Genomic DNA, 16,512 nt, shown 5'->3' with positions numbered 1-16,512 from the left:
TAAAAGAATCGATCAAACCAGCCGCATTTCATTGATGTTTCCTCGCGATAAAGAACGGTAGGGATTCTGTTTGTCCAATCGCAACGAATATAACGAAAAAGGATGCGAAACTTGAGTGAAAGTTTCGCATCCTTAACGGTTTCAATTCTGATTTCGCGAAAAATCACGCACCATATTTTTCCATACGACCCGCGTGAGCCATCGCCAGCCACATCAGATATTTGGCTTCAAACTGACCTAAACCGCCTTGAATGCATTCCGACTCGCCGAAACTCTGGCAGGCGTCGAAGCGGACATTTTCAGCCGCCAGCAAAACAGGAACCGGATGCCAGCTATGTGATTTCATTTTGGAAGGCGTGCTGTGGTCGCCCGTCACGATCAGCACATCCGGCTTGAGAGCCGTTATGCGGGGAATGCAACTGTCGACTTCTTCCGTCTTGGCGACTTTGGCGGCAAAATTTCCGTCTTCGCCGGTGGAGTCGGTGTACTTGTAATGCACGAAGAAAAAGTCGTAATCGTCCCAGATCTTTTCCAGACAGTCCATCTGCGATTCCAGCGTCTGGCCGGCGTCTTGCACATCCATGCTGACCAGCCGCGCCAGTCCGCGATACATGGGATAAACGGCGATGGCAGCGGCGCGCGTGCCATACACTTCTTCAAATGTTGGAATCTCGGGCATCTTGGCAATGCCACGCATCGTCAACAGGTTGGCCGGATGATCGTCTTTCAAAATGGCGGCCGCCTGTTTCATAAACTCCTTGCAGATTTCAGCCGTCTTTTGAGACGCTTCATTTTCACCGACCGGCTCCAGCGGAGGTACGCCGGTTCGCTGCGGATCGGTATCATTGATGTCTCCGCCCAGCCCTTTACCGCGAATCACAATCACCAGCCGGTATTCTTTGACGGGACGCACAAAAACTTCGACCCCCGGAATTTCGATTTTGTCGAGCTTTTCACAAAGTGCCGCACCAATTTCACTGGGAATGCGGCCCGCGCGGCGGTCTGAAATATTTCCCTGATCATCCACCGAGCAGAAGTTGCCGCGAATCGCGACGTCATCGGGTCCCAGTTCAAAATCGATGCCCAGCGCTTCCAGCACGCCACGCCCGATATCGAACTGCAGCGGATCATATCCAAACAGTCCCAGGTGGCCGGGACCACTGCCGGGAGTGATTCCGGGCAGCACGGGAATGCTGCGTCCCAATGTTCCTCTTTTGGCGAGCGCGTCCAGATGAGGAGTATTCGCTGTTTCCAGTTCGGTTTTTCCGCCCGGTTCCAGAGGCAGACCGCCCAGTCCATCAGAGACGAGCAGAACAATTTTGGAATCATTCTTCTTTTGAAGTTTTTTCATTAACGCGTGCAGGTCTGCCATCGAAGTCTCAACACCTTATTATTTAACGTTTTTTATTTATGGATACGGTTCACAACATACGAACCAGGTCTGTCGGATGACGGTATACAATACCGAATTCAGCCCACATTGTTAAGCAGGACGACGCGACATTCAAGGGTCGGGAGTCAATTGGCGTTCGTTCTTCACAAAACCGGAGGCATCGACCCGCTTCTGGAAAAACTGCAGACTTTCCGTCGCCATCAGTTCCGCGCTGTAGAACTGACGAACACGTTCGTATCCCTGTCGGGCCAGTTTCAGGCGATATTCCTTGTCCAGATACAGTCGCTCCCACGCATCGGCGAGTTCCCGCGGATCTCCGGGAGTCACCAGCAGGCCCCCCTCTGTCTTTTCGATCAATTCGGGAAACGCGCCATGCGCCGGCTGGACGACAGGCACGCCGTTCGCCATCGCTTCCAGTACAAACAGCCCTTTGGGTTCATGGTAGTCGGTGGGGACCGAGAGCACGGAGAGACTCTTGTAAAAGTCGACCTTTTCCGCCAGCGAAGCAGGGCTGCCCCAGTATTGGTACGTGCCGCCCCGAGCCGCCAGTCGTTTTGTCGTTTTGCGAAAATACGCTTCGTTTTCTTTCCCTAAAAACCCGCCGACATGCAACCTGCTATCCGGATATTTCTCATGGAAAATTTCGAATGCCTGCACCACATTGTGCAAGCCTTTTTCCTTGCAGAGCCGGGCAAAAAAACCAATCGTAAACGGTCCAGCGGGGTTTTCTGCAGGCGTGCCGTCGTGTCCTTCCAGATCGATGCCCAGCAGCACTTTGTGAAAATGATCAATGGGTAAATCGAGATAATCCGACATGAAATCCCGGTAGTAATCACTGTGGACGAGCACGCCATCCAACTGTTGTACGTTCTGGCGAATGAGTTCCAGCGAACGGCCGCGATACGGCTCGCCCAGTTCTTCCAGAAAAACGTCATCCCCCTGCAATACACAAAACACCGGACCGGAGAAATGCTGCTTGATGGTTTTGATCGTCCCCGACAGCAGCGCATTACTGAGACAAACAACATCCGGCTTCAGTTCATTTCCCACAAACTGAGCCAGCTCCTCGATTTCCTTCAGTTCGGGCCCCAGTTCCCCTTCCAGCAGAGTCACCGTCAGCGCCCCCAGCTCATGCGCGTCATTGCTGACGCCAAACTTTGTCGCCAGATTGATAATCCAGGGTGTATCCAGCCAGTGTTTGAAGAACCGTGGTATCCGCCGCCAGAGCCGGGAACGAAAATTCAGATAGACGTTGATGCCCCCCAGGAAGACCTGAGAGCCGGTCATATTCTGCTCATCGACGCGGATCGGCGTGTAGGTGGGAATCAGAGTCGCTTCGGCCCCCTGATTGATCATCGCGCGGGTCCAGGTGTTATCGTGCATGCAGGCACCACAGAACATCCCCGCGCCTCCCGAGGTGATGATGGCGACGTGCAATTTCCTGTTTGACGGTTCTGACATAATCATTGCCTGATTGTAGCTGACGGTAATCTTATTTTTGATCCAAATTGATCGGCGTTATCTGTTGAACAAAACGTTTTATCAAAGCCGTGGTTTCCGGAGTATCATGAATCGAATGGCGAAACTCTTCCAGCGAAAGTCCGGCGATTTTTTCGACATACTCCGGATAAGTATTCAGCCGCCCGAGAAACGAATCGCGATCGAGTTCCGGATGAAACTGAGTGCAATAAATGGGGCGATCCAGAAAGCGGTACGCCTGATTTTCCACCCGTTCGGTCGAAGCCAAAAGTTCCGTGCCCGGCGGCAGTTCGACCACTGTATCTTCATGCCCCATCAGACCTTGCAGAACTGCTCCCGAAGGACCGAACACGGGATCCGCCTTGCCGACTTCCGTGAGTGAAACGTGATGCACGCCCAGCTCGGCCCGGTTCAGATCGTGGATCACCTGTCCGCCCATCGCGCGTGCCATCGCCTGAAATCCCCAGCAGGAAGCAAACGTCGGCTTGCGGGAATCGTGCACGACACGCAGACTTTCCAAAGCGACATCCAGCCAGCGTCCCTCGCCGGCGGCGGAATAATGACCGCTGCCACCAATCAAAATCACATCCGTGTCAGCAAACTCGGTTTCCTGAAGCGGACCTTCCAGAAGATCAAATACCGAAATCTGACTGACATGCGCTTCCAGAGCTTTTGCAAAACAGTTCACTTCCTGCCCGCGCATGGGATCATCAGAATTTCGCACCTGTAATAATAAATAACGCAGTTGTTGCAACATCGGCAGCCGTCAATTTCTTTGCTGAATCGCCTGATTTCAGAAAGCGCATGCAGCGCTCAGGCGCGATCGTTTTATGCGAAAAACCACTACCAGCGAGGGGCTCTCCATTTGAATTTAAACATGATGAATGTTTTATATTACAAACCCACTCTTAGAATTGTAGTCATGCTCGCCGGAATCGGTAGTGAATCACTGTGGGAAACAGTTCACTCTCCCTGCAAACTGAAATGAACAGGCATTCAATTACAATTTTTATCAAAATTTCATTTAGTCTTTACATTTACCTTGACAATTCGGGCCCAAAAAAAGATAGTCCATATACCGAATTTGTTTTTATCTCATGCGTCATCTCCCGAGAGGATTATCAGTTTCCTTTTTTTACCCTCTTCGATGCATGAATTATCCGCGCCAGTCAGCTCGTCTTGACTGGCGTTTTTTTATGCCTCAATCTATTCTGCAGCAGAAACTCAGATCGCTGATCCGGTTAAATTTTTACAGGAAAAAGCCATGCAGAAATGCCTGATCGTGAAGACACTCCTCTTATGCGGTCTCCTGAGCTGGTCTACTCCCGGATTCAGCGAATCCAAACCCGCAACACCGGCCCGCAGTCTCAAGCCACTTCAAGTGGGTACGATTTCTCCTCTGCATCTGAGCGATCAGATTTATCTGGCTGGCCAACCGGTTCCCGGAGATTTTGACCTGATTCAAAAAGCGGGCGTCAAAACGGTTATCAATTTACGACCGCTGAGCGAACTCACCTGGGATGAAGGCTCCTACCTGAAAATGCGAGAGCTGGATTACATCCACATTCCGTTCCGTGCACCAGAGACGCTGACACCCGAAGTTTTTGATCAATGTCGAAAACTTCTGAATGACAAAACCAAACGTCCGCTGGTCCTGCATTGTGCCTCCGCCAATCGCGTCGGCGCCATCTGGCTGGCCTATCGCGTCCTGGACGACGGCCTCAGTTTCGACGACGCCTTAAAAGAAGCAAAACAGGTCGGCCTGAAAACCCCGGGTTACATCGAACGCGCCAAAGCTTACATCGCCGCGCAATCGAATTCGGAATAGCTTCCTGGAACGCGTGAGGTTTCTCTAAGAGGATTACTGGCACGGGTGGTCGCATAAATTTGACCTGGTTCCGTAAACCCGCTTGAAGAATTTTTCGGATTTTACATTTTTTTCCGTGAGCTTTTCAGCGCAACAACGCCTTAACAATAAGTCCGGTCATTCTTAACCCGGTTCAGCCCGGTTCTCAGATGGCCTTTTCATACAGCTAATCAGTCCTCAAACGGGAGCCCTTTTATGCGTCGTACCACTATTTTTACGGCATTTTTCAGTACTTTACTGCTTTCTGCGCAGTGGGTGAGTGCGGCGCCGCTGGCCGAGCAGTATCTGACTTCAGGCCAGTTAGCGGCGGGGGAAACCGCGCTCAAAGCGCAAATTGCGAAGACGCCCGACGATGACGAAGCCCGGTTCGGTCTGGGTACGCTCCAGTTTTTTCAGTCGTTCGAACATCTGGGAGGCAGTCTGTACAAGTACGGCCTGCGGACCGAAGGTGCCTTTCGAGGGGTACCGGCGCCGCTGCAGGAACTGCTCCCGCAGAACCCGAATCCGGAAAAGGTCTCCTACGCCGATATCCGCCAGATGTTGCAAACCTGGGTGAATGATCTGAAAGCAGCCGAGAAAACTTTGTCCGCCGTCAAAGATCCAAACGTGAAACTGCCGCTGCATGTGGGGTTGATCAAACTCGACTTGATGGGCGTCGGCAAGCCGGTGAATGCGGCGTTCCTGATGGGCCGATTCGGGGGGCCGGAGGGACAACAGGCCGCGGAAAATTTCGTGATTGGTTTTGACCGGGGGGATGCCGACTGGCTGGCGGGATATTGTAATTTCCTGTGCGCCTGGGGCGAAATCCTGCTGGCAATCGACGGGCAGGAGATCTTCAACTGCACGGCCCATCTGTTTTTTGAAAACGTGGACACACCTTACAAGTTTCTGCTCGAAGGGCCGCGTAGTTTTGACACCCTCGTAAATTTTGGCCGCGGCTTCAATCGACCTCTGATTTCTGACATACTGGCATTTATCCATCTCTGGCGGTTCGAATTGAAAGAGCCGGCCCGCATGCAGGCGGCGTTGGCCCATCTGGAAGACATGCAGTTCCATGCCAAATCGATGTGGAAATATTACCAGGCCGAAACCGACGATGAAAATGAATGGATTCCCAACCCGAAACAGACGGGCGTGCTGCAGATCGAAGTCACACAGGAAATGCTCGACACGTGGCTGGCCGTCCTCGACGAAACCGGTCTCGTCCTGCAAGGCAAAAAACTGATTCCCTTCTGGCGCGGCAAACCGGGTGCGCAGGGTGTGAATTTACGACGCGTGTTTACCGAGCCGCGGATGATTGATCCTTTCCTCTGGGTGCAGGGGACCGCGGCTGCTCCGTATCTGGAAAAAGGACCGATCACCGACTTCGCGTCCCCCGAAATGCTGGGCCGCATCAACGGCACCTTTGGCGGCGTCCGATTTTTCACCATGGCGTTCTGGTTTAATTAAGACGTGAAACCAGATCTATGCCTGCTGGAGACAGACGTCGAACAGTTCGGTCAACTCACCGGAATCAATGGCGGAACCGATGGCGACAATCCGGGTGCGCGGCTTGCGCGTGCCCCAGTCATCGAGTTCCGTCAGTTCAGTACGGCGGCCGACCGCTTGCAACGCGTGCCGTTTCGCCGGTACATCGGCACAATAGACAATCCCTTTACAACGGTAGACATCCGCCGGCAACTTGCGTCGCACCATCTCACTGAGCGCTTCGCGCGAGAAAGGCTGGTCGGTTTCATAACTCCAGGTTTCGAACATCTGGTGGGCGGCTTCGTGCTGCTGCGGTTCGCCGCCAGAACTGCTGCTCTGCTTTTGTGATTCTAAATGCGCGGGATCAAATCGTCCGACCGCCAGTAAGACTTCCAGAGGGACTTCACAACGGATGGCGTTGACGATGCGAATCCGGTTCAGATGCTGGCCGATCCATTCGCCGATGACTTCGATATGATCGGGGCCCACGAGATCGACCTTATTCAAGACCACCATGTCGGCAAAACCGATCTGCCGCAGTTTGAGCGCCGACAGATCATCATTGTCGGCGTGAGTAAAGATGGCTTCCGCATCGACGATGCAGGTAATGCTGTCCAGACGCAGCAGTTTTTCATAGCGGGCATTCAGGAAGGTCATCACAATGCCTTCCGGGTCGGCTACGCCGCTCGCTTCCAGAATCACATAATCAATCACATCTTCGCGCGTCAGCAGTTGTTCCAGCGAGTTCACGAGATCGTCGCGAATTTCACAGCAGACGCAACCGTTGGTCAGATTGATCGTGTTCTCTACGATCCCTTCCACGAGTTCAGCGTCGATGTTGATCGCCCCGAAATCATTCACCAGTACGCCGACGCGCAAACCATGATCGCCGTTGAGAATGCGGTTCAGAAGCGTCGTTTTTCCAGCGCCCAGAAAACCGGTGAGCAGCGTGACCGGAACGGGATCGCGGCCGGGAATCACAATCGGTTCGATGCGCGGTGCGGGGGCGAGGATGGGACGGTCGTCTTCAGTCATGTTGATTCTCTCACAAAACAAGGCACGTCATCTAATCAATGACGTGCCTGAAAGCTGATCTGCTGGTGTTACTTATCGTCGTCGACTTTGATGCCACGGGCTTCCAGCATTTCGCGCGGGTTCAGCGTGACGCCGGGCCATTTCTGAACCGGCTTGCGATAGGCGTCGGGCGGATAATATTTCTTCGGATCAATTTCCAGATCACGCAGGAACTGTTCCTGCTGTACTTCGCGTGGCATTGTGGGTGTGGGCAGCTTGATTTCTTTCGGCAGCTTCTCTCCCGGCTTCAGGAACCAGCGCGGATCCATCGAAGCGGGCGCTGCGCCATCCGGCATGAGGGCCTCGCGCGACCAGATGGCATCTTTGGTCACGTTGATGACCTGCACATCAGGACCGCCGAACATGAACAGGCCGTCCCAGTTGGAACGGACTTCCGCCACCGATTCGGCTTCGAGCGCGGGGCCCGCATATTCATAATGACAGATCGCCGCCATGCGAGGCTGCGTCTGTTTAAACAGATAACCGGCGGCGTAATACATTGTATGAAAGATATCAATCGTGTACTCCCAGAGTTCCGCCGGTGCGCCGAGTTTCATTGACGACAGGCTCGGTGCATCGATGGTCCCTTCCGAGACAAACACGTCAACGCCCTTGCCGTACTTGGCAGAGAGTTCATCGGGACGACCATCGCCGGTCCAGACAAAAGACAGTCCCGCGTCTTCCCAGTCCAGACGATACGCGGACGCACCATCTTTCACGTGTGAACGCGGCCAGTGTCGCACGGTCACGCCATCTTTGTTGTAGCAGATGCCGTTTTCTTCTTTCCAGTCGAATTCGGTGACTTCAATATCCATACCATCGCCGATGGGACAGGCATTGAAATTTTCCTCATGCCAGCGGTTCATCTCTTTCATATGTTTGATCATATGATTGATGCCCAGCTCCGGCGTTCTGCCCGAAGGACCATATACGCGCAGCGGCGTGAATCCACCCGAGAACGCGCGGAAAGGATACATATAAGGCAAATCGGCATAATGGTCGGCGTGCAGATGGCTGATGAAGATATCATTGATCAGCGGCGCGGGAACCTGCATGGCGATGGCATTCGAAATACTGCCGTTGCCCAGATCGAAAAAAAATCGCCGGGGCTGCGATTCCCCATTGCCGAGCTCCACGAGAATCGACGTTCCCGACTGCAACTGCGTGGGAGGCCAGGGGGTACTCCCCAGAAAGGAAATCCGCATTTCATTTTTCGGCAATATTTCCGTGCCCGGCATAAACACGTTGCGATTTTTGATCGCAGGCCAGGGCTTATAGTAATCAGGCAGACTGATCCCGCCACCAGGACGCGCGCCATACGGATTTTTCTCTACGCAATCGCTGTCTGCTGCAGAAGCGACACCGGGAACAGAAGCAGCCAGACCGGCACCGACGGCCGCCGCACTCCCTTTCAAAAAATCGCGACGCCCCTGGGTATTGCCTGATAGTTCGGTTGGTTTCTGATCGTTGTTCGTCAAGATCGTCTCCTCGATATCAGAATCTTTTACAGGATGCAGTGAAGTATCAGAGAGGTGCCAGGCCAGCTGGTAGACACCCGATTTACATTCATTCTCTCTCGATGATCGTCAGCAGCGATACGCCGTGAAACGTTTCCCGGGATCAATAAGCTGTGACAGGAATGGGATTTAAAAGAGCACCTCTCGATTGTATCGGTCGCGGGAGAGTGATGCCAAGAGATTCTTTCCGATTTTAAGCTTTTTCATGCTGAACTCATCGCATGAGATCTGATTCTGTTTTGCCGATACTCCACGTTGAGAGTCTGAGAATACAGAGTCGCTTCACATTTTTCTTAAAGAAAATTTGGTACTGCCGTGTGCGACTGGTTATGATCAAGGCAGAGAGTCCACTGTGAGAATAATCGTCCATCCTTGCTTATTCCCATATCAAGAGGAACTGGAAATGCAACCACAGCCGATGATTGCCGTCAAAGATATGGAAGCCAGCAGTGTCTGGTATCAAAGTTTACTTCACTGCCGCAGCGGCCATGGCGGCACAGAGTATGAGCGGTTGATCAGAAACAATGATGAATTGATCCTGCAGCTTCATCACTGGGACGCGCATGAGCATCCTCACCTGGGAGACCCCGCGAAACCTAAGGGGAACGGAGTGTTGCTCTGGTTTCGGATCGATGATTTCGATGAAGCAGTGTCCCGGGCCCAGGCGATGGCTGCTCCGATTCTGGAAGGGCCGCAGGTCAATCCGAATGCCAATCATCGCGAAATCTGGATTCGCGATCCCGACGGTTATGTTGTCGTCCTGGCCGGTCACTATGGCGATGTCTGAAAGGTTGCCCGGAAATTTTCCGAAACCCCTACCAGAAACCCCAGTGCAGACTATAATCGCCTGAGTTAACCCAAACCATATGCGCTCAATCATACATTAAATTGAGCGGTACGGCGCTAGCCGCCGGTATTGTAAATCTCACCCGTTTTCAAAACCGGTGGCTAGCGCCATTCCGCTCAGAATTATTATTCCAGGGAATGGAAACTGATGTCTCAACAGATTACGTCTGAAATTATTGAATCGTTCAAAAGCCAGCTGGAAGACCACCCGATCTATGAAGCGATCGCCACGCTGGACGATCTGCAGCGGTTCATGCAGCACCATGTGTATTCGGTCTGGGATTTCATGTCGCTGGTGAAGTATCTGCAGGGGGTTGTTGCCCCGACAGGCGCACCGTGGGTGCCGCGCGGAGAGGCGAGTGTCCGGCGGTTTATCAATGAGATCGTGCTGGAAGAAGAGTGCGACGAAACGGCCGACGGCGAATATTCCAGCCACTTCGAATTGTATCAGACGGCGATGCAGGAAGTCGGCGCAGAAACAGCGTCGCTCACAGAATTCATCGAAACTGTGAAAACAGAAGGGGTCCACGCCGCACTGGCACTGCCGTGTGTGCCCGCTGCCTCCAGAGTATTTACGACGAACACGTTTGCCTGCATCGAAGAAGGGGCACCGCACAAGATCGCCGCTGCTTTCGCACTGGGGCGCGAGCATATCATTCCCGACATGTTTCGCGCGATCCTCAAACGGACCGGCGTTTCGGCAGCAGAAGCCCCCGTGTTTCACTTCTATCTGAATCGGCACATCGACCTCGACGGTGATTTCCACGCCCCTCTCTCACTGCGATTGCTCAACGGACTGTGTGCGGGCGATGAAACCAAAATCCAGGAAGCAATTGCCGCAGCCCAGGCAGCCATCCAGGCACGGCTGCAATTGTGGGATGGCGTGCTGGAGAGTATTCAGGCGAAGGTTTGAAGAGTTCATTTTACAAAGACAACATAGAGACCCGGTCCACTCAAATCTCACTTTGTTCGGTATCCAATCATGACTTACCCAAATTTCAAAGCAGCAATGGCGCATGTGGCTCCGGTTTTCCTGGATAAAGATGCGACGGTTGAAAAGGCCTGTTCGCTGATCCGTGAAGCGTCGCGGAACGGGGCGCAGCTGATTGTATTTCCGGAAACGTATATTCCCGCGTTCCCGGTCTGGTGTGCGTTGCAGGCGCCGATTCATAATCATGATCTGTTCTGCGAACTGGCTGCGAATTCCATCAAGATCGACGGCCCCGAGTTGGCGAAAATCGCCGAGACCGCCCGCGAATGTGAGATGTTTGTTTCGATGGGCTTCAATGAAGGGACCACCATCAGCGATGGCTGCATCTGGAATTCTAATGTTTTGATAAACGATGCGGGGAACATTCTCTGTCATCACAGAAAAATCGTGCCGACGTTCTACGAAAAACTGGTCTGGGCGCCCGGCGATGGTGCGGGACTCGAAGTCTGCCCGACGCGGCTGGGACGCGTGGGCATGCTGATCTGCGGCGAAAATACCAATCCGCTGGCCCGCTTCACACTGCTTGCGCAAGGGGAGCAGGTGCATCTCTCGACGTATCCGCCGGTCTGGCCTTCGCATGATCCCGCGGTGCATGAAAACTACGACCTCAAAAATGCGATCCTGATTCGTGCGGGCGCGCATTCCTTCGAAGGCAAACTATTTAATCTTGTGGCGGCCGGCTATCTGGATCAGGCAGCACGGGATCGGTTAGCAAAACGAGACAAAGAGGCAGGACGGATTCTGGACGGAAGTCCCCGCGGCATCTCCGTCGCCATCGGCCCTAATGGCACCCCCATCAGTCAGATCATGCAGGAAGCAGAAGGCATCCTCTACGCCGACGTCGATCTGTCCTTGTGTGTGGAACCGAAACAGCTGCACGATCTCGCCGGCGGTTATAATCGTTTTGATATTTTTCATTTGACGGTGGACCGCACGGCCCAGCGACCGATCCATTTTCAATACAATCAAAATTCGACCGACGAAGACACCCTTTAAAAGAAGCCAAACCATGACGACAAATTACGATCCCATCGCAGAGCAGTATAAACGCTCCAAACAACAGCCGTGGCGGACTTTTGTGGAATGTTTCACATTAATGGAACTAGCCGGTGATCCGCGGAACATGGCGGTGTTGGATGTCGCGTGCGGAGAAGGGTTTTATACGCGGATGATGCGTGAACGCGGGGCGGCCCGCGTGACCGGCGTCGATCTCTCACAGGGCATGATTGACCTCGCACAAAAGCAGGAAGCTCAGAACCAGCAGGGAATCGAATATATACTCGGCGATGCACGCGAACTGCCGACCACCGATCAGTACGATCTGGCGGTCGCCGCCTACCTGCTGAACTACGCCCGCACGCGCGAGGAACTGCAGGCGATGTGCGACGGCATCGCGCGTGCCCTCAAGCCGGGTGGACGATTCGTGACGGTCAACAGCAGCCCGATGTTACACTTCCCCAGCGCCCCGTCCTTCCGCCAATATGGGTTTGAGACCACCACGACCGGTGACTGGCGCGAAGGAACGCCGGTCACCTGGACTTTTTATGTGGATGACAGCTCAATCGACCTCGAAAATTATTATCTGAGCGCCGAAACCCACGAATCCGCCTTTCATCAGGCCGGTTTCCGGGAAGTCCGCTGGCACGCGCCGCAACTCTCGCCGGAGGGCCTTAAGCACAACACTATCGACTTCTGGTCCCCCCTCATGGAACAATCGCCGGTGGCGTTCATTGAATGCGTGAAATAACCGCACGAATGATCCTGGCAGACCGCCTCTAAAAAAACGACCGCCTGTAATATTGTCCAGACAATATTTGTCTTGACAAGTATTGTCGGAACGATCATAATTCGGGCATGACAACATTCACTCAAAAATCCAAAAAGCAGCAGTCCCGTTTCGATTCGCCGGAACAGGAAGTGTACCTGCATTTATGGCGGACTTATGACTGCCTGAAAGCAGTCGAGGAGAGTCTGTTCGTGCAATACGACCTTTCCGCGCAGCAATACAATGTGCTGCGTCTACTGCAGCAGGTTTCTCCCGGCAGCATGCAGACCATGGAACTCGGGCGACGGATGATTTCCCGCGCTCCCGATACCACGCGGATGCTGGATCGGCTGGAAAAGCGGGCGTTGATCCAGCGCAGTCGGCTGCCCGACAATCGGCGGGTGGTGGAAATTGCCATCACGAAGCAGGGGCTGGCACTGCTGAAAGAGATGGCGCGTGCGGTACTTGAAATGCATCAGCGGCAACTCGGTCATTTAAGTGCGGCGCAACAAAAGCAGTTCGTGAAACTGCTCAAACTCGCACGGGAGCCGCACGAGGATGCGACCTGCGACTGGCTGGAACATGAATAACGACAATGGCAGCGCTCAATTTCAGATCATGACTTATTAATCAGAGACGCGGAAATGACAGACACAGCATGGCGTACCTCTTTGCGAAAGCTCTGGCCGTTCGGACTGTGGCTGCTCGCCTTCTATTGTATCTGGTTGGTACTGGTCATCGGGAGCAACGGCTGGGAGTCGCTGCGCTCGCATTGGCCGATTGCCCTGTCCATGGCTTTGGGCTCGTATATTGCCGGATCCACGCCCATGGGAGGGGGTACGGTCGGTTTTCCCGTACTGGTGCTGCTGTTCGATCTGCCTGGTTCACTGGGCCGCAACTTCGGTCTGGCCGTCCAGTCAATCGGCATGGTCTCGGCCAGCATTTATATTTTCTCAGCCCGCAGGCCGCTCGACTGGGGACTCTTACGACCGGCGCTGCTGGGCGCTCTGATCGGAACGCCGCTGGGCGCCGCCTGTGTGGCGCCGTTCGTGCCTGATCTGTGGGTCAAACTGACGTTCGCTGTGGTCTGGTGCAGTTTTGGTGTGATGCATTTAATGAAAATGCGCGAGCTGGTTTCAGCGCAGGGCGTCAGCAATCGCTGGCGGAGTTACGACGTGAAGCTGGGTCTGGCGGTCGGCCTCAGCGGCGGGATCGTTGCCTCAGTCACCGGCGTCGGCATCGACATGATGATTTATGCCACTCTGGTCCTGCTGTATCGCGCGGATCTCAAAATTGCCATTCCGACATCGGTCATTATCATGGCGTTTACATCTGTTGTGGGCATTGCTTCGAATGTGCTCCTTTCACAATTCAATCCCGGCCTGTATTACATGGATCCGGAAGTATTTGCCAACTGGCTGGCTGCGGCCCCGATTGTTGCGCTCGGAGCCCCTTTCGGCGCGCTGGTCGTCAATCTGATCTCCCGCACGCCGACACTGTTGCTTGTCTCCCTGCTTTGCATTGGCCAGTTTATCTGGACGATCGCGCACGAACGTGTCACCGGATTCGCGTTGTTCGGCGCCATCGCCGGCGTATTGGCCGTCAATCTGGTATTCCACCTGCTCTATCGCTGGGGACGCGATGAGCCGGCGTTCAAAGAACTTCAACTGGAACAAACGGGCACACACACGGTTGAACTCGCCAGTGAAGAAACTTCCGGTTGAAATACGTTTTCACTGCCTGATTTTCTCTGCCTCAACGCAGCGTCTGTCGCACAGCCAGAGAGACAGCAAGCATCCGTTAAATAGAGATACGAAACGGAAGGCCAAAACGTGCGCGATGTGAGATTAAACAGGAGTCTTGCGCTTGGATCTTGCTTTCACAGCGGGTATTATGTTCAGTTCTTTGAATGAGCAGATTATCACACCGGACGAAACAGACACGGGAGTGAATTCAGACGATGAGCAATGCGAAATAACTGGAATCGATGCTCGAATTCCTGTGCAACGATGTTTACGACGTGCAACCGGAGAAAGCTGAGGCTGAAAAATAATCCAAGCCTATCTTGATTAAGAAAGGTGGAATCATGTTGTCTGTATTGAAACGAGTATGCCTGGTTTGTCTGCTTCTGCTCGGTGTAACCATGTTGCGAGGGGCAGAGGAAACTTCCTCTGTGAAAAATGGCTGGGCGTCCCGGCCTGAGGGAGTCTACCAGTTTCTGCGTATTCCGTATGAGGCGGGAAAAGCAGAAGTGATTCGTAAGACGCTACCATTTCGTCGGATCAAACTGGAGCGCAGGGCACCCGGCGGTTATTCAGTCGAAACCGGCAAAGGTTTTCCCGCGGTGATCTATTACATTGAATTTCACTCGGATGGCACAGCACTCCTGCACGCCACCTCGGGAATCGAAAAGAACGGCGTCTACAAAGGGGAGATCGAACTGACCGACTATGCCCGGCTCTGTCTGCTGTATGAGACATTGATCAATGAAGCCGACGATCCTGCGAAATTCGGCCACGTCATCAATTCTTCGCACCCGGTAATTTCCGAACTGACACTGACGTTTACCGGAAACAAACCAGTCCGCAAACATCGCAACGATGTCAACTTCGGCGATTTTAAATTTTGGGTCTTCGAAAATGTATTCGAGAATATTGAGTCGAATATCAAATGGGTGAAAACGGATGAGTAACAGGCCAGCGGGAAGCGTCCCCAAATCTGAGCGGAATGGCGCTAGCCACAGTTATGATAGACGAGCATCAAACACAAACGGCGGCTAGCGCCGTGCCGCTCAATGAAACGGCTTCCGTCGGTTCTTTTAAAACACTTCTTACGAATTAAAAACCGCTTTTTTTCTTTGTAGATGAATTTTCTATGGTCAAATTTGCTGCCGTGACTGGTTATACTTGAGACAGTCAAACTTATCAGCGCATCGATTTTGAGGAGATTCAAGATGACCAGTCCACGCATCACCCGTCGCGAAGCCCTGCAGACGACCGCCGCTCTGGGAGCCGGCCTCTGGCTGGGGAGTTCTGCTCAACCGACGCGGGCCGCCGCGAATGAAAAACTGAATGTCGCCGTGATTGGTATCGGCGGACGTGGCGTGGCGAATCTGGATGCGGTTGGCAAAACGGAAAACATCGTCGCGCTGTGTGACGTCGATGAACAGCGGGCGGGTAAAGCCTATGAGCGATATTCCCAGGCGAAAAAGTTCACCGACTACCGCCGCATGCTGGATGACATGGAAAATCAGATCGACGCCGTCATCGTCAGTACCCCCGACCACACGCACTTTCATCCCTCGATGATCGCACTCACGATGGGCAAACATCTCTACTGCGAAAAGCCGATGGCCCATTCGGTCTGGGAAGTCCGCGAGATGACGAAACTCGCCGCCCAGAAGCAACTGGCAACCCAACTGGGCATGCAGCGACATGCGATGGCAAACATGCATCGCGTCGTCGAACTCATCAAATCGGGTGCGATCGGCGACGTGAGTGAGGTTTACAGTTGGATCGGCAGCAATCGCGGCATGCCGGCACAGCCGGTCAAAACGGTTCCCGTGCCGAAAACGCTGGACTGGGATTTGTGGATCGGCCCTGCGAAATTTCGCCCTTACGCGGTGAACGCCAAAGGGGACGGCGCACTGGCACCCTACAACTGGCGGTTCTGGTGGGATTACGGCACCGGCGAAACCGGCAACTTCGGCTGTCACATTCTCGACATCCCGTTCTGGGCCCTCGATTTGAAATATCCGACACGCGTGGATGCCACGGGACCGAACATCGATGCCGAGCGCACGCCAACCGAAATGCAGACCAGCTTCGCGTTCCCCGCGAATGACAAACGGCCCGCCATCAAGCTGCACTGGGCGCAATCCAAAAACGGCCCCGCCATTCTGAAAGAAAAAGGAGTCAACCTGAAAGGGGCCAACACACTTTTCATCGGCTCAAAAGGGATGCTGCTGACCGGCTTCGGCTCTTATGAACTGTTCCCCGAAAAAACATTTGAAGGTTTCAAAGCACCCGACCAGTTCCTCCCCGATTCGCCCGGCTTCCCTCAAGAATGGACAAACGCCTGCAAAGGAGACGCCCCGGCCACCTGTAACTTCGA

General features: G+C 53.7%; 15 protein-coding genes. 10 read left to right on the top strand and 5 right to left on the bottom strand.

The features are described 5' to 3' along the window. Positions 1–163: 163 nt before the first annotated feature. From Q0294_RS21510 to Q0294_RS21500, 3 genes are all read right to left on the bottom strand, one after another. Positions 164–1,372, bottom strand: a complete 1,209-nt coding sequence (locus tag Q0294_RS21510; protein ID WP_299469555.1) for a 2,3-bisphosphoglycerate-independent phosphoglycerate mutase — start codon at positions 1,370–1,372, stop codon at positions 164–166. Between the two features lie 132 nt (positions 1,373–1,504). Further along, positions 1,505–2,854, bottom strand: coding sequence for a glycosyltransferase family 4 protein (locus Q0294_RS21505; RefSeq protein ID WP_299469552.1), 1,350 nt, complete (start codon positions 2,852–2,854; stop codon positions 1,505–1,507). 31 nt (positions 2,855–2,885) lie between these two features. Further along, complete coding sequence (locus Q0294_RS21500) at positions 2,886–3,629, bottom strand: type 1 glutamine amidotransferase (RefSeq protein WP_299469550.1); 744 nt, start codon at positions 3,627–3,629, stop codon at positions 2,886–2,888. Between the two features lie 507 nt (positions 3,630–4,136). Here Q0294_RS21500 and Q0294_RS21495 point away from each other — a divergent pair. Continuing rightward, on the top strand, positions 4,137–4,700 hold the full coding sequence (locus Q0294_RS21495) for a protein tyrosine phosphatase family protein (protein ID WP_299469548.1): 564 nt from the start codon (positions 4,137–4,139) through the stop codon (positions 4,698–4,700). Positions 4,701–4,934: 234 nt separating this feature from the next. After that, positions 4,935–6,188 (top strand): hypothetical protein, encoded by a 1,254-nt coding sequence (locus Q0294_RS21490; RefSeq protein ID WP_299469546.1) that lies wholly within the window; start codon positions 4,935–4,937, stop codon positions 6,186–6,188. A gap of 15 nt (positions 6,189–6,203) precedes the next feature. Here the strand turns inward: Q0294_RS21490 and Q0294_RS21485 are convergent, their stop codons facing one another. Further along, positions 6,204–7,241 (bottom strand): GTP-binding protein, encoded by a 1,038-nt coding sequence (locus Q0294_RS21485; protein ID WP_299469544.1) that lies wholly within the window; start codon positions 7,239–7,241, stop codon positions 6,204–6,206. 68 nt (positions 7,242–7,309) lie between these two features. Continuing rightward, positions 7,310–8,758 carry a guanitoxin biosynthesis MBL fold metallo-hydrolase GntH gene (gntH, locus tag Q0294_RS21480; protein ID WP_299469542.1) on the bottom strand — a complete coding sequence of 483 codons (1,449 nt, stop codon included), beginning with the start codon at positions 8,756–8,758 and terminating at the stop codon, positions 7,310–7,312. Positions 8,759–9,200: 442 nt separating this feature from the next. Between gntH and Q0294_RS21475 the strand changes: the two genes are divergently transcribed. The 8 genes from Q0294_RS21475 to Q0294_RS21440 all read left to right on the top strand — a co-directional run. After that, positions 9,201–9,584, top strand: a complete 384-nt coding sequence (locus tag Q0294_RS21475; protein ID WP_299469540.1) for a VOC family protein — start codon at positions 9,201–9,203, stop codon at positions 9,582–9,584. A gap of 207 nt (positions 9,585–9,791) precedes the next feature. Further along, positions 9,792–10,556, top strand: a complete 765-nt coding sequence (locus Q0294_RS21470; RefSeq protein ID WP_299469538.1) for a DUF3050 domain-containing protein — start codon at positions 9,792–9,794, stop codon at positions 10,554–10,556. Positions 10,557–10,625: 69 nt separating this feature from the next. Continuing rightward, entirely contained in the window at positions 10,626–11,630 is a 1,005-nt protein-coding gene (locus Q0294_RS21465) for a carbon-nitrogen hydrolase family protein (protein WP_299469536.1), read from the top strand. Between the two features lie 13 nt (positions 11,631–11,643). Beyond that, positions 11,644–12,381 carry a class I SAM-dependent methyltransferase gene (locus Q0294_RS21460; protein WP_299469534.1) on the top strand — a complete coding sequence of 246 codons (738 nt, stop codon included), beginning with the start codon at positions 11,644–11,646 and terminating at the stop codon, positions 12,379–12,381. A 107-nt stretch (positions 12,382–12,488) separates the two neighbouring features. After that, positions 12,489–12,989 carry a MarR family transcriptional regulator gene (locus tag Q0294_RS21455; protein ID WP_299469532.1) on the top strand — a complete coding sequence of 167 codons (501 nt, stop codon included), beginning with the start codon at positions 12,489–12,491 and terminating at the stop codon, positions 12,987–12,989. A 54-nt stretch (positions 12,990–13,043) separates the two neighbouring features. Further along, entirely contained in the window at positions 13,044–14,123 is a 1,080-nt protein-coding gene (locus Q0294_RS21450; protein ID WP_299469530.1) for a sulfite exporter TauE/SafE family protein, read from the top strand. Positions 14,124–14,485: 362 nt separating this feature from the next. After that, entirely contained in the window at positions 14,486–15,091 is a 606-nt protein-coding gene (locus Q0294_RS21445; RefSeq protein ID WP_299469528.1) for a hypothetical protein, read from the top strand. Between the two features lie 261 nt (positions 15,092–15,352). Continuing rightward, the coding region (locus Q0294_RS21440) for a Gfo/Idh/MocA family oxidoreductase (protein WP_299469526.1) at positions 15,353–16,512 on the top strand (1,160 nt) is incomplete at its 3' end.

It is taken from the genome of uncultured Gimesia sp., assembly GCF_937919775.1.
GTDB lineage: Bacteria > Planctomycetota > Planctomycetia > Planctomycetales > Planctomycetaceae > Gimesia.
The sequence above is the reverse complement of the archived record's forward strand: the minus strand, read 5'-3'. Positions and strand labels throughout refer to the sequence as shown.